General features: G+C 53.1%; 16 protein-coding genes. 12 read left to right on the top strand and 4 right to left on the bottom strand.

Going from position 1 to position 18,049, the window contains the following annotated elements; translation table 11 throughout:
- Nucleotides 1–3: 3 nt before the first annotated feature.
- Together ACL02P_RS08545 and ACL02P_RS08540 are read left to right on the top strand one after the other, a co-directional pair.
- Nucleotides 4–708 carry an amino acid permease gene (locus ACL02P_RS08545; RefSeq protein ID WP_412837112.1) on the top strand — a complete coding sequence of 235 codons (705 nt, stop codon included), beginning with the start codon at nucleotides 4–6 and terminating at the stop codon, nucleotides 706–708.
- 1 nt (nucleotide 709) lies between these two features.
- Complete coding sequence (locus ACL02P_RS08540; protein WP_412837111.1) at nucleotides 710–1,480, top strand: amino acid permease; 771 nt, start codon at nucleotides 710–712, stop codon at nucleotides 1,478–1,480.
- Between the two features lie 82 nt (nucleotides 1,481–1,562).
- Here the strand turns inward: ACL02P_RS08540 and ACL02P_RS08535 are convergent, their stop codons facing one another.
- Nucleotides 1,563–2,267, bottom strand: coding sequence for a hypothetical protein (locus tag ACL02P_RS08535; RefSeq protein WP_412837328.1), 705 nt, complete (start codon nucleotides 2,265–2,267; stop codon nucleotides 1,563–1,565).
- Between the two features lie 395 nt (nucleotides 2,268–2,662).
- Here ACL02P_RS08535 and ACL02P_RS08530 point away from each other — a divergent pair, with 395 nt between their 5' ends.
- From ACL02P_RS08530 to ACL02P_RS08505, 6 genes are all read left to right on the top strand, one after another.
- Nucleotides 2,663–3,169, top strand: a complete 507-nt coding sequence (locus ACL02P_RS08530) for a GNAT family N-acetyltransferase (protein ID WP_009222918.1) — start codon at nucleotides 2,663–2,665, stop codon at nucleotides 3,167–3,169.
- 21 nt (nucleotides 3,170–3,190) lie between these two features.
- On the top strand, nucleotides 3,191–3,418 hold the full coding sequence (locus ACL02P_RS08525; protein ID WP_412837110.1) for a hypothetical protein: 228 nt from the start codon (nucleotides 3,191–3,193) through the stop codon (nucleotides 3,416–3,418).
- Between the two features lie 27 nt (nucleotides 3,419–3,445).
- On the top strand, nucleotides 3,446–4,237 hold the full coding sequence (locus ACL02P_RS08520) for a lipid II flippase Amj family protein (RefSeq protein WP_412837109.1): 792 nt from the start codon (nucleotides 3,446–3,448) through the stop codon (nucleotides 4,235–4,237).
- Between the two features lie 27 nt (nucleotides 4,238–4,264).
- Nucleotides 4,265–4,891, top strand: a complete 627-nt coding sequence (locus ACL02P_RS08515; RefSeq protein WP_412837108.1) for an NUDIX hydrolase — start codon at nucleotides 4,265–4,267, stop codon at nucleotides 4,889–4,891.
- Nucleotides 4,892–5,061: 170 nt separating this feature from the next.
- A complete protein-coding gene (locus ACL02P_RS08510) occupies nucleotides 5,062–5,241 on the top strand; it encodes a hypothetical protein (RefSeq protein ID WP_127575531.1) in 180 nt (59 codons plus the stop codon).
- A 124-nt stretch (nucleotides 5,242–5,365) separates the two neighbouring features.
- Nucleotides 5,366–8,164: a glycoside hydrolase family 3 protein gene (locus ACL02P_RS08505; protein WP_412837107.1), complete on the top strand. Its 2,799-nt coding sequence runs from the start codon at nucleotides 5,366–5,368 to the stop codon at nucleotides 8,162–8,164.
- Nucleotides 8,165–8,236: 72 nt separating this feature from the next.
- On the opposite strand, the gene ACL02P_RS08500 is transcribed toward ACL02P_RS08505, so the two are convergent.
- Both ACL02P_RS08500 and ACL02P_RS08495 read right to left on the bottom strand, forming a co-directional pair.
- Nucleotides 8,237–9,202 (bottom strand): iron-hydroxamate ABC transporter substrate-binding protein, encoded by a 966-nt coding sequence (locus tag ACL02P_RS08500; protein WP_412837106.1) that lies wholly within the window; start codon nucleotides 9,200–9,202, stop codon nucleotides 8,237–8,239.
- A gap of 84 nt (nucleotides 9,203–9,286) precedes the next feature.
- Complete coding sequence (locus tag ACL02P_RS08495) at nucleotides 9,287–10,138, bottom strand: helix-turn-helix transcriptional regulator (protein WP_009222925.1); 852 nt, start codon at nucleotides 10,136–10,138, stop codon at nucleotides 9,287–9,289.
- 146 nt (nucleotides 10,139–10,284) lie between these two features.
- On the opposite strand from ACL02P_RS08495, the gene fabF reads away from it, so the two are divergent.
- Together fabF and ACL02P_RS08485 are read left to right on the top strand one after the other, a co-directional pair.
- Entirely contained in the window at nucleotides 10,285–11,523 is a 1,239-nt protein-coding gene (gene fabF, locus ACL02P_RS08490; RefSeq protein WP_412837105.1) for a beta-ketoacyl-ACP synthase II, read from the top strand.
- Nucleotides 11,524–11,709: 186 nt separating this feature from the next.
- The gene (locus tag ACL02P_RS08485) at nucleotides 11,710–12,852 is read left to right on the top strand and encodes a DUF4349 domain-containing protein (RefSeq protein ID WP_412837104.1); all 1,143 of its coding nucleotides are present in this window, start codon (nucleotides 11,710–11,712) and stop codon (nucleotides 12,850–12,852) included.
- A gap of 280 nt (nucleotides 12,853–13,132) precedes the next feature.
- On the opposite strand, the gene ACL02P_RS08480 is transcribed toward ACL02P_RS08485, so the two are convergent.
- A complete protein-coding gene (locus ACL02P_RS08480; RefSeq protein WP_412837103.1) occupies nucleotides 13,133–14,014 on the bottom strand; it encodes a LysR family transcriptional regulator in 882 nt (293 codons plus the stop codon).
- A 135-nt stretch (nucleotides 14,015–14,149) separates the two neighbouring features.
- Between ACL02P_RS08480 and ACL02P_RS08475 the strand changes: the two genes are divergently transcribed.
- Both ACL02P_RS08475 and ACL02P_RS08470 read left to right on the top strand, forming a co-directional pair.
- Nucleotides 14,150–15,562: an MFS transporter gene (locus ACL02P_RS08475; protein ID WP_323076408.1), complete on the top strand. Its 1,413-nt coding sequence runs from the start codon at nucleotides 14,150–14,152 to the stop codon at nucleotides 15,560–15,562.
- A 120-nt stretch (nucleotides 15,563–15,682) separates the two neighbouring features.
- Nucleotides 15,683–17,875 carry an alpha-galactosidase gene (locus ACL02P_RS08470; RefSeq protein WP_412837102.1) on the top strand — a complete coding sequence of 731 codons (2,193 nt, stop codon included), beginning with the start codon at nucleotides 15,683–15,685 and terminating at the stop codon, nucleotides 17,873–17,875.
- Nucleotides 17,876–18,049: the final 174 nt, after the last annotated feature.

Genomic DNA, 18,049 nt, shown 5'->3' with positions numbered 1-18,049 from the left:
CTTATGGGCAATGGCAAGACTGGCGAAAAAGGAATCTCGACGTTTCATTTAACGATGCTGGGGCTGGGGACGATCGTCGGGGGTTCGTTTTTTCTCGGTTCCGGCGTGGCGATTCAAGCAGCGGGTCCCAGCATTTTGCTATCGTTTATCCTTGGCGGATTGCTGGTTTACATCATTCTCTATGCCCTCTCGGAAATGACGGTGGCTGACCCTGTGCCAGGCTCGTTTCGTACGTATGCGGAGCGGAGTTTGGGACGCAGCGTTGGCTTTATTACCGGTTGGGTGTATTGGGTGGGCTTGATTCTGGCGATGTCCAGTGAATCGATCGCGGCGTCCACCTTTCTTAGGGAATGGTTCCCGAGCTTTTCGGAGGTTGCGATGGGCATGCTCATTATCGTCGGAATCACGCTGCTTAATTTGCTTGGTGCCGATTATCTGAGCAAGCTGGAGAGCGGTCTGGCAGCGGTGAAGCTGCTGGCCATCGTCGGGTTCATCGTCATCGGGCTGGCCTTGATAGCGGGCTGGATTCCGGGGACTCCAGCAGCGGGGGGAGGCGAACTGCAAAATGAAGCGTGGTTTCCCGGGGGGATTGCAGGGATAGCGGGCAGTATGCTTATCGTGATGTTCAGCTATTCGGGATTTGAGGTCATTGGCCTAGCCGCTTCAGAGGTGGAGAACCCGAAAAAGACGATTCCTCGGGGCCATTAATATGACTCTGATCAGTTTGCTCGCCTTGTATATCGCTGCGATCGCAGTGATTCTGATGTTGTATCCAACACAGGGGATGATCGCGGACCAAAGTCCGTTAGTTTTAGCTCTAACCCGCTGGGGCATGGGATGGGCTGGGACGCTGATTAATATTGTGATGATTACGGCGATTCTGTCTACGATGCTGGCTTCGACATTTGGCCTTGCCCGGATGCTGCGTTCGTTGGCAGCGGAAGGCCATGCCCCGGCATGGCTGAAAGACCGGCATGATATCCCGTATAGGGGTATCCTGTTCTCGGGAGCCGCTATGCTGCTCGGTTTGGCGATGGGGTACCTGCTGCCTCAGCAGGTGTACCTCTTTCTGGTCAGCTGCGGAGGATATTCGCTCTTGTTCTCCTACTTTATCATTTTGGCCTCCCATTATCGCTGGCGGCGGGTAACGCCCTGCTCTCCGGAAGCTACATGTCAGCTTCCAGGTTACCCCTATACGTCCTGGGTTGGTCTGATCGGGATGATCGCCATTATCGTGAGCATGCCCTTTATTTCCGGACAAGGGACCGGGTTGGTGGTGGGGTTAGGATTAACTGCACTGCTTGCCGGGATCTATTGGGTGAAAGAAAGAAGGGGAAGGGTATCGGCTCCGTCCAGCCAACGACCGATCCCTGCTCCGCTAACGGAAGCTGCTGAGGAGATAACGGGCATACGCGATGATCGGGAGACAGCGGATGAAGTACCGGACTCGACTACCGTGCCGAAGAACAAAAAAGAATAGGTTCGGCCGCCCTTGCAGCAATGGAATTGTTGTTACAGCCTTCCAGTCCAAGCGGTTACCACGGACAGGAAGGCTTTTTAGCTTAGTGGATCGCTTCTTGGACTGACGATCCCGATTGCTTCAACTCATGTAGCCGCTTCAGCAAATCCCTCATCCGGATGGGGATTTCCCGCTTCAGCTCTTCCCAGGTAACGAGCATGTCGAGGGACCACTCAAAAGGATGGTAGGTGCCGGCAATATTAAACTGGAAGCCGCGAAGATGCTCGGTTGCGAGTGCGTCCGCCTCGGGCAGCGTCTTATACATGCCGTGCAGCATGTCGGGCTCCAGAACGCCGTCTTTTCCTGCATGTGCTCCGGTTGCCAGGTGCAGGTCGGGAAGCAGCTCGAACAGATCGCGGATTGGAGAGAAGGCGTGTTTTCCCGGCTGGCAATATAAGCTGATACGTCCATCTGGCCCTACGTTCGTTTTGCCGGGAGCGATACCTTTGAGGTATCTACCATGAAAACTGGCTTCACAATCGACAACGGCACCTTGTGGAGACAGGAAGATCCACATATGCTCCAGATCGTAAGGATGTGTAATATCGTAGTCCCAGTAGACGGCATATTCAATAACCGATCCAACACGCTCCCCGTCCACCATCAACATTCGCTTGAACGAAGGAGACGGCCCGCTTTCCGTCAGCACCGTAACACCAACCCGAATGGGACGGAACGGCTCATGTTCATCAATGAGCATACGCGGGATACGATGAAAGGCTATTTCCCGCCAATTCACGCTGTTCACCAGCAAGTTGATCGCCTCCTATTTTTGTTCATGGGAATCATCACTTAAGCGTAGCACGTGTTCTTCATACCTGTGTTAAGTCTAGAAACCAGCTTTTCTTCAAGTTCAGTCCTTTGTTCTTATATATATGGTTTGTGAAACTGACAACATTCGTCTATTCCTTGGCGATGAAATTTAGCTTGGAAACGCATCAGACAAGGCTTTGCCGATTACATTGGTAATAAAGAAAGCGATTTCATGAATAGGGGTAGCTTTCTCGGTTGAGGTCAGTGTATCATAGTTTTTGTAAGAAGTAATTTTTATAGTGAAGCGTTTTTGATATACGACCCGGCTGGAGATAGGTCCATATCCGAAGCTGGGTCCCGTTATTTACGAAACAGAAAGGATTGAAGCTGATGGATTCACTGCTGATCCGTCCGGCAACACTGAACGACATCGACGGCATTCGCGAGGTAGCTGTGGAAACCTGGAACAGTACCTATGAAACGATTTATCCGGAGCATTTTATCGCCACGTATTTAACCCACGCCTATGCGAAAAGCAGCTTGGAGCAAAGCATTACGCTGGACGAAGCGCAAGCCGCGCGGAAGTTTCTGGTCGCGGAATGGGAAGGGGAGATCGTCGGGTTCGGCCAACTAACGGAAGCGGATGATGAAGGGGTTAGTGAACTGACTCGACTTTATATCTTAAAAGAGCATCAGCGCAAGGGCATCGGCAAGAAATTGCTTAATGAGTTGATTCGTCTGAACCCGTTAATTAAAGAAATTTACGCCTGGTGTGAACGTGAGAACGACATCGGCACGCTCTTTTATAAATCCAATGGATTTGTATATACCGAAGAAAAAGAAGAAGTTCTGTTCGATTATCGTACGTTGATGGCCAAGTATGTGAAAAAAATTTAACTTTAATTTGGAGGCCCTGGTTTGGGAAACGTAGATAAACGCAATCGTTTGGATGAAGAGACTTTTTCTTACGAGATGACGAAAAACCGAAAAGTGTTTATTTCTTGGAAAGGGCGCAGGGTCACCACACTCTCGGGGAAAGAAGCGGAGAAGTTTATCACGCGTATCCAGAGCGCGGCGACTCCTAAAGAAGTCCAACTGATCATGGCGAAAGCCACGGGGCATTTTAAACACGGCAACGAAAAATAGTGGAAGTTAGTTGGAGAGGGAAGTAAAGTGACCACCTATCTGGTAATCGTGTGCGTCCTAACCATGATTATTCATGCGGCGGAGACGCTGTCGTATTCTATACGCTATGCCGGTGTGAAACTGAACAAAATTGCCGTGGCGCTGTCCTTGACAGGCATTGTTGTGCTCGTCTCCAGAACGGCCAATCTGATTCAGTCGCCGAAGACCGCCAAATTCATTGATTATTCCAAGCTGCACCCGGATTTCCAAGTCATGAACTACTTGCGGATTATTCTGCTCGCTGGTTCTGTCGGAACTCTATTGGCGATGCTTCTGTTTCCGACTTGTGTGAATCTGTTTGGACGTGTGATCGCGAAGCTGGAGGTCACCGGGTCCTTGCCCAAGCTCGTAACGAGCGTGACAATCACCCAGCTCAAAAACGTCAGGCATCATTTACGTAAACCAACCCTTCGCCTCCGTTCGTATCGTTTGCTGGGGGTTCCGAAACGGTTTATTTTGCTGAATATCGCGGTGACTGCCTTCTATACGGTTGGCGTGTTGGCTTCCTTGTATGCTGCTTATCTGGTGCCGGAGCTGAGTACAACCGCTTCGCAGGCTTCCGGCATCATTAACGGTATCGCTACGATTCTGCTGACGATCTTCATCGATCCGCAATTGGGGCTCATTACCGATCGGGCGATGCATGAGGAGGAGTCCCGACAGCAGCTGGGGAGGATCTATATTATGTTGATGGGCGCCAGATTTATCGGAACATTAGCGGCGCAACTCATCATCTTCCCTGCTGCATATATGATTTCTATGGTGGTACAGTGGATTTAGACTTCTATCCGAAAGGTTGCGATTCAGATGTCGGACTCGATTCCGAAGCTGCAATGGCTGGAGTGGGCAAAGCAAATTCAGGCCATCAGTCAGGCCGGGCTGGCTTATTCCAAAGATATGTACGATCTTGAACGCTTTGAGATGTTGCGTGGGCTTAGCGTGGAAATTCTCAGCCGTTATACCGAAGTGGAGACGGAGAAGGTTAAAGCGCTGTTCGCCAATGAAACCGGCTATGCTACCCCTAAGGTGGATGTGCGCGGCGTAGTGTTTCAGGATGACCGAATTTTGCTCGTACGAGAACGAGTTGATGGGGCGTGGTCATTGCCGGGAGGTTGGGCCGACATCGGTCTATCGCCTAAAGAGGTTGCGGTTAAAGAAGTGAAGGAGGAAGCCGGTCTTACCGTCTTTCCGGTGCGGTTAATGGCGGTGTTGGACAAGAAATTCCACGATCATCCCCCGGAGGCGTACCATATCTACAAAATCTTTATTTTGTGCGAGATCGGCGGAGGTCACGCAGAAGCTGGAATGGAAACTTTGGAGGTCGGATTTTTCGGTCGTGACGAGCTTCCGCCTTTATCGCTTGAACGAAATACGCCCAAACAGATTCAACGCCTGTTTGAGATGCGGCACAGCACCGAAGTATGGTTCGACTAACGTGAGGCGATTCCTGAACGGAAGGCGGGACTCCCATGTCTCCTAAACGAAAAACCTTCATTTTTCTAATTGTGTCGCAGCTCATTTATGCGTTTTTTTCCGTGGCATGGTTGATTGTGCTTGGCATTTCCGCCTACCTCTTCCATGATTCAGGAGGGGTCCACCCAGGCATGCGAGCGTTATTCGCGTATCTTCAGGCGTATCCTGGTGGTCTGCTGCTCGCTTTGATCCTGGGCTGGACTTATTTCGCCAAAGGCAAGTACAAACCGGCGGTTTGGTGGAATCTGCTGCCGCTATTATGGGTGATTCCTTATCTGGGCATCTTTATTTATGCTAATTTTTTCGCTTAAATTTCAAAATCCCAATGTACGTTATTCTATTCAACCTCACGTTGGTTTTGGTATAGTAAAAACTAGGACTATTATTGATGTATCCCAAGCTGGGATCTACTAACGGATAGGAGAGAAGAGAGAGATGAGCAAATCGATGTTAGGCGTTCCTTTGGAAGGTTTCGCCGAGTACAGCAGAATTGCGGCAGCGGAAGGCGGCGTCCTGCTGAAAAATGAAAACACTATGCTTCCGATTCGAGCGCATGAAATTGTATCCGTTTTCGGCAGATGCCAAATTGATTACTATCGCAGCGGGACAGGCTCTGGCGGTGCGGTGAACGTCCCTTATGTCGTCAACATTTTGGACGGACTACGGGCGAATCCTCGCATCCAAGTGAATGAACAACTGGCGAAGCAATATGAGCAGTGGATTGCCGAGAATCCGTTTGATAACGGCGGAGGCGGTTGGGCTGCGGAGCCTTGGTGTCAGAAGGAAATGCTTTTAACCGACGAAATCGTAGCGCAAGCGAAGCAAGCATCATCCAAGGCAATCGTTATCATCGGCCGGACGGCCGGTGAGGATAAGGATAACGCCGATACCGAGGGAAGTTACCGGTTGACGGAACAAGAGCGCCTGAATCTGGAAACGGTTACCCGGCATTTCGATCAAGTGGCTGTGTTGATGAACGTAGCCAATGTCATCGATATGAGCTGGATCAACGATCCCGTCCATCAAGGTCGGATTCGGGCAGTGATGTTCGTATGGCAGGGCGGGATGATTGGCGGTCACGCCGTAGCTGACCTGCTCTCGGGGGATGTCACGCCGAGCGGTAAGCTGCCGGATACCATTGCCCATCACATTGAAGATTATCCATCCACAGCCAACTTTGGCAGCGAAGAGCGGAATCTCTATGAAGAAGATATTTATGTAGGTTATCGCTACTTCGAAACATTTTGTCCGGACAAGGTGCTGTTCCCGTTTGGATATGGGCTCTCCTATACCTCCTTTGCCTGGAAAGTACAAGGGGTGAAGCTCGAAGGAGCAGGTACAGATGCCCAACTGGAGGTCCAAGTGGAGGTAACGAATACCGGCTCGGAGTTTAGCGGGAAAGAAGTTATTCAGCTATACTATGAAGCCCCGCAGGGCGTATTGGGCAAACCGGCCCGGGCGCTTGGAGCGTTCGCGAAAACGAAGCTGCTTCAGCCTGGCGAGACCGATGTGCTGACCCTGCAACTGCCGGTACGGCGGATGGCGTCCTATGACGATGGCGGCTATACCGGGCATAAATCCTGTTACGTGCTGGAAGCCGGCAATTATGAGCTTCATGTAGGCAACAGCATCCGAAATACGGAGCGGGTAACGGTGGACGGGAAAGCTGCCTACCATTTGGCTGAACTGGTGGTTGTGGAGCAGTTGGAGGAAGCTGCGGCTCCTACGGAACGTTTTTCCCGGATTAAACCAGGAAGCCGGAAATCGGATGGGACGTATGAGATCGTCCGGGAGGCAGTGCCGCAGCGCACCATTTCGCTGAAGGAACGCATCGAAAGCAGACTGCCGGAAGCCTATCCGCAAACGGGGAACCGCGGAATTAAATTAAAGGACGTTCAAGCCGGCAAAGCGAGCTTGGAGGAGTTTGTCGCCCAACTGAGCGATGCGGACCTGGCTACGATTGTACGCGGTGAAGGCATGAGCAGTCCGAAGGTTACACCTGGAACGGCTTCCGCTTTTGGCGGGGTGGGGGAGAACTTGTTGGAATACGGAATCCCGGTGGCTTGTAGCGCCGACGGTCCTTCCGGCATCCGCATGGACAGCGGCTTGAAGGCGACTCAGCTGCCGATCGGAACGTTGCTTGCATCCAGCTGGGATGTTGACCTCGTAGAGTCGTTATATGTGCTGGAGGGCCAAGAGCTGCTGCAAAATGAAATCGACACCTTGCTGGGCCCGGGGATTAACATCCATCGCCATCCGTTAAATGGGCGAAACTTCGAGTATTTTTCCGAGGACCCTTATTTGACGGGCTGCTTTGCGTCGGCGGTGACGCGGGGCATCAAGAAGGGCGGTTCGTCCGCAACCGTGAAGCATTTTGCCGGCAATAACCAGGAGAAGGCGCGTTCGAAAGTGGATACGGTCGTTTCGGAACGGGCGTTGCGCGAGATTTATCTCAAAGGCTTCGAAATGGCGGTCAAAGAAGGGGAAGCCTCGTCGATCATGACTTCCTATAACCCGGTGAACGGGCATTGGGCGGCATCCAACTATGATTTGAATACGACCATTCTCCGGAATGAATGGGGATATCAGGGCATTGTCATGACGGACTGGTGGGCGGTTATGAACGACTGCGTTGAAGGCGGTCCGGCCGACGCGAAGAACACGTCCTTTATGGTACGCGCGCAAAACGATCTATATATGGTCGTTAACAACAATGGTGCGGAAATCAATTCGCTGGGGGATAATACGCTGGAAGCCTTGGCTAACGGCACCTTGACGGTTGGCGAACTGCAACGGTGTGCCATGAACATTTGCCGATTTTTACTGAATGCGCCTGCATTAGCGCGGGAACCGAAACCGGTTGACGAAGTCCGCCTGATCAAGGCTGTTCAAGGTGATCTGCCGGTTGCTGGCGAAGGAACGGACGTATATACGCTGTCCCATTCGCAAAGCGCTAAGGTTATGGCGGATGCCGGAACTGCGGTGGTGAAGGTTCAGGAAGCTGGGGTGTACACTGTTACAGCGCATATCCGTTACGAAGCGATGAACCTGTCGCAGTCGGCCTGCAATCTGCTGCTGAACGGAGAACTGCTGACCACGGTACAGACGAACGGTACGTTTGGCAAGTGGGTCACGCAGAAGCAGCTCCGGATCGAGCTGACGGAAGGCGATTACGAGCTGAAGTTTGATTATATCAAGCCGGGGCTGGAGATCGGCTGGATCGAGTTTATTTAACCCATAAAAAAGGGATGTGCCCTTCTGCATCACAGCGGGGCACATCCTTTTTAATTTTGGTCCAGTTAAGCTTTAAGGCATCGAGAGGAATCCGTCCTTAAAGATTTCCAGCAAATACTCCAGCGTAATCGGATCGCTGTAGGTAGAAGCTGCGGTATCGATTTCGATTACGTGACCGTTCTTGACGGCCGGGATATTTTTCCACGTATTGGATTGCAAGAACTCGTTTTGGGCTTCTTTGTTCTGACTCAGTACGATGTAATCTCCAGCATACTCGGGAATGATTTCGTTTGATAAGGTGTAGTAGCCCGGACCCAACGCATCTTGTTTGGCTTTTTCCGGCATGTTCAGCTCCATCATCTGATACAGCAGTTCCGTTCCGCGGGCCCAGTTGTCCCCAAATACATAGAAGTTCTTCGTATCATATTCAAACACAGACACGGTGGCGTCTTTGCCGATCTTGGCTTTGATCTCTTCGCCTACGGCTTTGGCCCGCTTCGTAAAATCTTCAACCCAAGCTTGGGCTTCTGCCTCCTTGTTGAGCACTTTCCCGATTTCTACTTGCTGGGCTAAATAGTCCAGCTTGCCCCATGTATAAATGATCGTTGGAGCGATTTCGCTTAGTTTATCGAGATTCTTCATATGCGATCCGACAATGATCAGGTCCGGCTCCAAAGCGAAGATTTGCTCCGGATTGTCTTCGGACACGACGGCGACGTCCTTTAATTTCTCGGTAAACAGCGGGTTATTCATCGTCCAGGTATCAACGCCAACCAGCGATCCTCCCAGGGCCACGACGTTTGGAGCGTACGTCAGAGCCACGATGCGCTTTGGATTGGCAGGAATTTCGATCGGACCGTTCTCCGATTGATATGTAACCGTACCGGAAGCCGTCTCCGCCCCCGCGGAGTCATTTCCGCTCGTCTGATTGGTCTCTGATGAGTTGTTTGCCGCAGAATTCTGCTGTGCTGTCTCATTGCCGCAAGCACCAGCCAAAACCGTGAAGGCTAAAATAAGGGGAATAAACAGCTTCTTCATGAGTGATTCTCCTTGTTCACATATTTATGATAATGATTCTCACTATCACACTATGAACCACAATACGAATTTCTTCACGGTTTGTCAATACTCATTCTTAAAGGTATCTTCTAGCAATTTCTTAAGCTTCGATTCGGTTGCGGTTCCTTCGATTGGGGTATACACGCTGCAGCGCAAATCGGCATCCCCCTGAACCTGAAGTGAGGTTAAATTAAACAGCATTTTGCCGGCTTTGGCATGGCGGAATTCGATCATGACCTCCGGAGCCGCGCTGACCTCACTCTGGTTCCATAGCTCTTGGAAATCCGGGTATTGCCGTGACATCCGGTCGATAAATTGTGAATACCAAGGGTCGGCAACGTATTGTCCGTAATACGCGCGAAAGATAGCCAGGAACCCCCTGACGAAATGAGGCCAGTTCACGGCCAGGCTGCGCAGTTCTTTCTTGGCGAACAGCAGGTAGATCAAGTTGCGATCCTGCTCTGGGATTTGCTCGAAGTCCACAAACACCTGGGCAGCGGCAGGATTCCAGCCTACGATATGGCAGTGGCGGTCGGAGATGATCGTCGGGCAATATTTCAGCTCTTGCAAAATTTTATGGAGCGACGGGGTAATTACCGGCTCCTTCTCAACCCAATCGGGATGAAAGCCGCTGTCGGACGCCAAGTCAAACAGGTACTTGCGTTCGTCGGCGTTTAGTCTAAGCGCACCGGCGATCGCGTCCAGAACGGAGGAGGATACCTTGATATCCCGGCCTTGTTCCAGCCAGGTATACCATGTCGTGCTCACCCCGGCGAGCTGGGCGACCTCCTCGCGGCGCAGGCCGGGCGTTCGCCGGCGGGAGCCTGCCGGAAGGCCTACGGTATGGGGATGCAGCTTGGCGCGTTGCGTTTTTAAAAATTTCGATAAGGCTTCTAATCTCGGTTCCGTGCTCATCCGCAGAGATCCTCCCTGAATCATGGCTTAATATGTTACCCATTATACTAGGATAACTAAAAACTTGTAATAGGATAATCTGCAGCTACAATAGATTACGACAGATTGTACTTCCTGCATATGAAATGCCTAAAGGAGGATGTTTTATGGAACGAGTGGTTATTACCGGAATGGGTATTGTATCCCCGCTGGGCAATGATGTAGATACATTTTGGCAAGGGTTAAAAGAAGGACGCTCCGGGATATCGCAGATCGAACGTTTTGACGTTACGGATTTTAGCACCAAGATCGCCGGGCAGGTTCGAGGGTTTGACGGCGAGGCAATCTTCGGGCGAAAGGAAGCCCGCAAAATGGATCTCTTCTGCCAATACGCGTTGTTCGCCGCAGAACAGGCAGTTCAGGACGCCGATCTCAATCCGGAGCTGATCGACCGCGAGCGCTTTGGCGTGTATGTCGGCTCGGGCATCGGCGGGATTGAAACGTTGGCGGAAAACGTTAAAGTGCTCGAAAATCGCGGACCTAACCGGGTGAGCCCGAGTCTGGTGCCGATGATGATCTCCAATATGGCGGCTGCTCAGATCAGCATCCGTTTCGGCGCGTTAGGCGAGACGCTGTCTCCGGTTACGGCTTGCTCGATCGGCAATTCGTCGATCGGCGAGGCGTTCCGGCTGATCCGCAGCGGCGAAGCCGATGTGATGATCGCCGGCGGAACCGAAGCGGCGGTGCATCCGCTTGCGCTGGCCAGCTTTGGCAATGCAACCGCGCTCTCCAAGCGGAACGAAGCTCCGGAGCAAGCCAGCCGGCCGTTTGACGCGGACCGCGATGGCTTCGTGATGGGCGAAGGCGCCGGGATCGTGGTACTCGAGTCGCTGTCGCACGCATTACGCCGGGGAGCACGCATTCACGGCGAGTTGATCGGCTACGGTGCAAGCTCCGATGCCTACCACGTGGTCGCTTCGCATCCCGAAGGCGCAGGCGCCTATCTGGCGATGAGACGAGCGCTCACCTCGGCGGGGATCACGCCGGAGCAGGTTGATGTGATCAGCGCCCATGCGACAAGCACCCCGGTCGGCGATCTTGGGGAGACGAAGGGGATCAAAAAGGCGTTTGGCAAATACGCCCATCGCATTCCGATTACGGCTAACAAATCGATGACCGGCCATATGTTTGGTGCGGCTGGCGGCGCGGAAGCTATCGCCCTGGTCCAAACGCTGAAGGAAGGCATCATCCCGCCGACGATCAATCTGATGAACCCCGATCCGGAATGTGATCTCGATTACGTGCCCAATGAGGCGCGCCGGGCCGAGCTTAAGATCGGGTTATCCAACTCATTTGGATTCGGCGGACATAACGCCGTGATCGTCGTGCGTAAATATGAGGAATAAGTTCAACCCAACCAACCGTCCCGTCGATGCGGGACGGTTTATTTTTATTTCACAGGTCAGGCAACATTAGGTAGCCCTTACGCGTTAGGATAGGTAAGGGACGCCGCAGGATGAAATACAGATGAATCCGACAAAGCCGGCATCGTGCGGAAGTCTTGAAATCTGAAACCACAGGGGGGCATATTGATGGGGAAAAGGGGAAAAAAGATAACGGTTTGGGGCGTTATCATTATGCTTCTGCCTCTGCTGCTTAGCGGTTGCGGGAGTGCAAGCAATGACGTTGCCTCGAATTCGTCGGCTTCTAAAGAAGCGATGAATCAAGCAAGCAGCTGGGCGGAAACCGAAATGGATGGAGCAGGCGCTGCTGAGACTGCAACTGATGTGGCCACAGCACCCGCGACCGGCTCTGTCGCACCGGATTCAGCGGCGGCTGGGAATGTGGGGAACGACAGCGAGGCGGTGAACTCCACGTCGGGATTTCAGCAAGCTAGTACCGATGCCGGGCTCAACCGCAAGCTGATCTACCGGGCACACGTCGTGATGGAAGTGAAGGACTACGCCAAGGCACAATCGGAGATCCGCAATCTGGTGACGCTGGCGGGCGGCTACATCGTAGAATTTTCCGAGAACCAATCGCAGCACGAGCTTGGCGGCAACTTTGTACTCAAAGTACCGGCGGCTGGCTTCTCCTCGTTCCTGGACCGGCTGGAGGGATTAAAGCCCGAGTCGTTGCAGCGGAACATCCAAGGACAGGATGTCTCGGAGGAGTATGTTGATCTGGAATCCCGATTAAAGGTCAAACAAGCGATGGAAGCACGGTACCTGAAATTCGTCGAGGAAGCGACCCAGACCAAGCAACTGGTTGAATACGTTAATGAGCTGGAGCGGATTCAAACGGAGATCGAGCAAATTAAAGGGAGAATGCGGTACCTCGACAGCAATGTGTCCTATTCAACGATTGATATCCGCGTCTTCCAGTCGGATCCGTCGAAGCTGACAGCGGCATCCAGCGATGATACGCCCTTGCTGGAACGGATGAAAAAAGCCTTGACCGGCAGCATCGACGTCTTGTCGCTCTTCTTCCAGTGGCTTGTCGTATTCGCAGCAGGGGCGCTGCCGCCGCTTGTCATTGCCGCCCTTATCGTCATCCCGATCTGGATCAAGCGCCGGAAGAACCGGGAGCAGCGCGAACGCCGCCGTGCTGAGCTTAAGGCTTCCAAAGCGACCTCGCCGCAATGGGAAACGATGCCTACCTCCAGTACAGAGGAAAAACAAGAGGGTGGGTCATGTGGATCACCCGGAGGAACATTAAATTCAAGAAACGAATAAAAAAGTAAGCCCAAGGAAAAGAAAAGTCCTTAGCGCTTAATTTTTTGTGTGGGACTGGATCCAATTTACTTCATCTTAAACTAAACTTAAACGAATTCAATTTCGTTCTATGTTAAGCTAACGGAACAAAACGCGGAAGTGAAAGGTTTGAAGATGGATGCTGAGAGATTATCTATAACTCCTGAGAGACATCAAGTATTTGCCGCTAGCAACCGTGGCGTTGGCCGGCGCCTATATGCTGAAGCGGACGCCGCTCAGCAGCAACCGGTAATCACAAGATTTAAGCCTCACTGAAGTATTCGCTTAAAAACTCACGGAAGCGCCGCGCCGCTTCAGACAAATAACGGCGTTCCAGCCAAGCAACGGAGTAGACCCGCCGGCAATCCGGGCTTTCGATTCGCAGCATCGGGTAGGCTGGGCGTTCATCCTTCCGGCAGGCCGGCATCAAGGCAACGCCTAATCCGGCTTGAACGAGGCTGCCCAACGCGCTGGGTTCATCGACCTCGCACACGATGCGCGGACGGAAGCCGGCGGCATGGCAAAACGACTCGTTGATTTTGTGAAACGGATGCCCCGTTTTATATTCAATGAAAGATTCGTCCGCCACGTCTTCGAGGCGGATGTTTTCTCTATCTGCCAGCCGGTGGCCGGGCGGTACAGCTAAGAAGACTTCGGCATTCAGCACCGGCTGTTCACACACCCCGGGATAATCCAGTGAGGAAGCGGTGAAGCACAGATCCACCTCGCCGGACTCCAGCAGCTGAATCATCTCCGCAGCGGATGCGGGGGACGTCTGGAGAATCCGGAAGTTGACCTCCGGATAGACTTCGCGAAAAGCCCTCAGTGCGGACGTAATCCGCCCCAGCGTATTGGTGGCCAAATGAATGCTGCCGCGCTCCATTCCCGCCAGATCCGCCACCTCACGGCGCCCCTCCTCCAGGACATCCAGCGCGGCCTCTACTTTTTTCAAGAAGGCTTTGCCAAAGGCGTTGAGCCGAATTTGACGATTTTGCCGATCAAACAGCGGGACCCCCAGGTCCTTCTCAAGCCTGGAGATCGTCTTGCTGAGCGCAGGCTGGGCAATATGCAGCTCTTGGGCAGCACGGGTCATATGCTCCAAACGAGCGACAGTGCGAAAATATTCCAATTGCAGCATCTCCATGTCGATGCCAACTCCTTTAGATTTACTCTGAATCGATAACCTTAAGTTTATGAATCTATAATTTAATATATATTTTTCATTATTATTATTCAATCATACAATAACTTGTGAGGAGATCGATAGGAGGAGATTGCGATGAAAAATGCTGTTTCTACCGGTACGTCTGCTGCGAGTGAGAAGCTGATCCGCATTTTGGCGTTTACGATGACTTTGTCATCCATGGGCGCCACGCTTTTTAATATCGTACTTCCGGATATGAAAGAGGAATTTGGCTTGTCCGTGACTCAGGTCAGCTGGGTAACAACGATTTATGGACTGATTTATGCCATCGGTGCGGTGATCTATGGGAAATTGGCCGATGCTTTTTCGTTGAAAAAGCTGCTGACGTTTGGATTTCTTCTGTTCTGCGTAGGTTCGCTCATTGGACTTTCGGCGCAGGCGTATTGGATGGTCTTGCTGGGTCGTACGCTGCAATCTGCGGGAGCCTCTGTAGTGCCTGCTGCGGCGATGATTATTCCGGTGCGGTATTTCCCGGCCGGACGTCGCGGATACGCGCTCGGAATTACCGCTACAGGACTTGCGATCGGCGGTGTGCTTGGGCCTGTCGTCTCCGCGCTGCTAGTGAGTGTGGTCGACTGGAGATGGTTATTCTGCGTGCCGATGCTGATGCTGGTGATGTTGCCGTTTTATCGGAAGTACCTCAGCGATGAACCGCTTCAATCCGTCCAAATCGACTGGCTTGGCGGAGGCTTGCTTGCCGGTACAGTTACCCTGTTGTTGCTTGGGGTGACCTATGGGGGATGGGAGTTGTATTTGGGCAGCTTCATCGGGTTTCTCCTGTTTGTTTGGCGCATTCTCCGTGCCCAGCAGCCGTTTGTGAATCCGCGGCTTTTTCGGAATAAAAGCTATTCGTTTGGTCTCCTGCTGTCGGCGCTGGTTATGGGGATCGGGTATGCGCTGCCGTTTCTCACGCCGCAGCTGCTGGCTGAGGTGAACCGGCTTCCTGCTGGCTGGATTGGATTTGCGATGGTGCCGGGAGCTGCCGCATCGGCCATCCTTGGCCGCAAAGGAGGCAGGCTGGCGGACACCAAGGGCAATGCCTTTGTGTTTTATCTGGCGTCGTCGTTGCTCATTAGTTGCTTCTTTCTCTACTCCGGGGTGTCCGGGGCATCGGCGGGTTGGGTTGCCGCGATTCTGATTCTTGGGAATGTGGGACAGATGTTCATGCAGTTAGCGTTGTCGAACACGATATCCCGCACCTTGCCGAAGGAGCAGACAGGGGTAGGCATGGGGATGCTGTCCATGCTGAGCTTTTTGTCCGGTACGGTCGCGATCAGCCTTTACGGCAAAGCTGTGGATTTCGGAGCGACGTCACATTGGAATCCGCTAAATCCATTTGAGGGTTCCGCCGTGTATTCCAATGTCGCTCTGGTTTTGGCGCTGCTGCATATCGGCATCCTGCTGTTCTACCGTTATTATGCTCGGCAATTTGGAGGTGCGACGAAGTCTTTGCTGAGTGACGGAATCCGTGTGGCAAAGCATGAATAAATCACAAATATCCATATAGAAGATCACTTTATTCTCGTTACTCCTCCTGGGGTTGATAGTAGAATGGAAGAAGATGAACGCTAGTCCAAGTTAGATGAGAACCTACCAGGAGGATCGAGAATGCCTATCTTTTTCGATGAAGCGAAAGGCCTTTTCCATTTGCAGTCCCGCAATACAAGTTACTTGATTCAATTGGTTCACGGGTATCCTGCCCATGCTTATTTCGGGGCCAAGCTGCGCCATGGCAGCAACCTCGATCAGCTGCTGACCTTCCAGGAACGCGCTTCGTTTAGTCCGAACCCGATCCCGGAGGATAAGTCGATTTCGCTGGATTCTCTCCCACAGGAATATCCGCAATACGGAACAAGTGACTTCCGGAGCCCGGCATATCAGGTGCGGCTTGCGAACGGTACCCGGGCAACCGAGCTGACGTATCGCTCCCACCGGATCGTTCCGGGTAAGCCGGTGCTGAAGGGGCTTCCTGCTGTATATGTTGAGCAAGACCATGAGGCAGAAACGCTGGAGCTGGAGCTGGAAGATCGCGTTTCCGGACTGGTCGTCGTCCTGAGCTATACAGTGTTTGCTGATTTTGACGCCATCGCCAGATCCGCCCGGCTCACGAACGGAAGCAGCGAGTCGATCCAACTGGAGCAGGCGCTCAGCGCCTCGGTGGATTTCCCGGACGCGGCTTACGACGCCTTGTATTTATCCGGCGCTTGGGCTCGTGAACGCCATGTGCAGCGCAGACGGCTCGCACCGGGGGTGACCGGGATCAGCAGCCGCCGCGGGTCGAGCTCCCACCAGCAGAATCCGTTCCTGGCGCTGCTGCGGCCGGATGCGACGGAGCAGCATGGTGAGGTTTATGGCTTCAGCTTGGTTTACAGCGGCAGCTTTACCGCTGAAGCCGAGGTTGAGCAGTTTGGGACAACCCGGGTTCAGATCGGGATCAACCCTTTTGACTTTACGTGGAAGCTGGAGCCGGGCGAGAGCTTTCAAACCCCGGAGGCGGTGCTTGTGTATTCTGCTGATGGGCTGGGAGGCATGTCCCGAACCTATCACCGGTTGTATCGGACTCGGCTCTGCCGCGGGCAATTCCGCGATCAGGAGCGGCCAATTCTCGTTAATAACTGGGAAGCGACGTATTTTGATTTCAACGCGGACAAGATCGAGGCGATTGCCCAAGCGGGCAGCGAGCTGGGCATCGAGCTGTTCGTGCTCGACGACGGTTGGTTTGGCCGGCGCGACCGGGATAACAGCTCGTTAGGCGACTGGTTCGAGGACCGCCGCAAGCTGCCTGACGGGCTCAAGGACCTGGCCCGCCGCGTGAAGGACACCGGGCTGCAGTTCGGCCTTTGGTTCGAGCCGGAAATGGTCTCCCCGGACAGCGATCTGTACCGGGCGCATCCCGACTGGTGTCTGCACGTTCCGGGGCGGCGGCGGACAGAAGCCCGCGACCAGCTGGTGCTGGATATGTCGCGCAGCGATGTGCGTCAGTATCTGTATGAGCGCTTAAGTGCCATTTTCTCGACGGTGCCGATTACGTACGTGAAATGGGACATGAACCGGAACATGACGGAGATTGGTTCAGCGGTCAGCCCGGCGGAGCGGCAGGGGGAAGTCGCCCACCGTTATATGTTGGGGCTGTACGAGCTCTTGGAGCGTCTGACGAGCGAGTTCCCGCATATTTTGTTCGAAAGCTGCTCCGGCGGCGGCGGGCGGTTTGATCCGGGCATGCTGTACTACATGCCGCAGACTTGGACGAGCGATGACACGGATGCGGCGGAGCGCTTGAAAATTCAATACGGCACCAGCATCGTATATCCGGTGTCGACGATGGGCGCGCACGTCTCGGCGGTGCCAAACCACCAAGTAGAGCGGACGACCCCGCTGACGTTCCGAGGGGATGTGGCCATGTCCGGCAATTTTGGCTACGAATTAGATCTTACCCGGTTTACGGAAGAAGAGAAGGAGACGGCCAAACGCCAGATCGCACTCTACAAAGAAATCCGCGGATTGGTGCAGCAAGGGGATCTGTACCGTCTGCAAAGCCCGTTCGAAGGAAATGAGACGGCGTGGATGTTCGTTAGCCCGGATCAGAGCGAAGCGTTGCTGTTCTATTTCCGCGTCCTTGCGGAACCTAATGGCCCGCTGCGCAGCGTCAAGCTGCAAGGACTTGACCCGGCCAAAGATTACGAGGTGGTCGGAAGCGGCGAAGTGTATGGCGGCGACCGTTTGATGAACGCCGGCTTGTCCATGGCTTCGGTGCGCGGCGATTTCAGCAGCAAGATGGTTCACTTGAAAGCGAAGCTATAAATAACGCAAAGACCTGAGGGAGGTTAACTCCATCAGGTCTTTTTTTGATGATGCTTACGCAGGTTTCACTATATCATGGCAGCCGGGGAACATCCCCGTGGAAATGGCGATGCGGTTCCAGCAGTTGATAACTTTCATCCCAAATCCCTCCATTGGATAATGATTTGTGCTTAC

Source organism: Paenibacillus sp. MB22_1 (assembly GCF_047200555.1).
Lineage (GTDB): Bacteria > Bacillota > Bacilli > Paenibacillales > Paenibacillaceae > Fontibacillus > Fontibacillus phoenicis.
Note: the sequence above shows the minus strand (reverse complement) of the source record. Positions and strands in the feature narration are given on the sequence as shown.

What these genes read in the sequence shown, in the direction of transcription:
- fabF (WP_412837105.1), top strand. Translation starts at nt 10,285, where the DNA reads ATGGAACGAGTGGTTATTACCGGAATGGGTATTGTATCCCCGCTGGGC.
- ACL02P_RS08530 (WP_009222918.1), top strand. Translation starts at nt 2,663, where the DNA reads ATGGATTCACTGCTGATCCGTCCGGCAACACTGAACGACATCGACGGC.
- ACL02P_RS08495 (WP_009222925.1), bottom strand. Translation starts at nt 10,138, where the DNA reads ATGAGCACGGAACCGAGATTAGAAGCCTTATCGAAATTTTTAAAAACG.
- ACL02P_RS08470 (WP_412837102.1), top strand. Translation starts at nt 15,683, where the DNA reads ATGCCTATCTTTTTCGATGAAGCGAAAGGCCTTTTCCATTTGCAGTCC.
- ACL02P_RS08500 (WP_412837106.1), bottom strand. Translation starts at nt 9,202, where the DNA reads ATGAAGAAGCTGTTTATTCCCCTTATTTTAGCCTTCACGGTTTTGGCT.
- ACL02P_RS08515 (WP_412837108.1), top strand. Translation starts at nt 4,265, where the DNA reads ATGTCGGACTCGATTCCGAAGCTGCAATGGCTGGAGTGGGCAAAGCAA.
- ACL02P_RS08475 (WP_323076408.1), top strand. Translation starts at nt 14,150, where the DNA reads ATGAAAAATGCTGTTTCTACCGGTACGTCTGCTGCGAGTGAGAAGCTG.
- ACL02P_RS08505 (WP_412837107.1), top strand. Translation starts at nt 5,366, where the DNA reads ATGAGCAAATCGATGTTAGGCGTTCCTTTGGAAGGTTTCGCCGAGTAC.
- ACL02P_RS08485 (WP_412837104.1), top strand. Translation starts at nt 11,710, where the DNA reads ATGGGGAAAAGGGGAAAAAAGATAACGGTTTGGGGCGTTATCATTATG.
- ACL02P_RS08540 (WP_412837111.1), top strand. Translation starts at nt 710, where the DNA reads ATGACTCTGATCAGTTTGCTCGCCTTGTATATCGCTGCGATCGCAGTG.
- ACL02P_RS08480 (WP_412837103.1), bottom strand. Translation starts at nt 14,014, where the DNA reads ATGGAGATGCTGCAATTGGAATATTTTCGCACTGTCGCTCGTTTGGAG.
- ACL02P_RS08545 (WP_412837112.1), top strand. Translation starts at nt 4, where the DNA reads ATGGGCAATGGCAAGACTGGCGAAAAAGGAATCTCGACGTTTCATTTA.
- ACL02P_RS08510 (WP_127575531.1), top strand. Translation starts at nt 5,062, where the DNA reads ATGCGAGCGTTATTCGCGTATCTTCAGGCGTATCCTGGTGGTCTGCTG.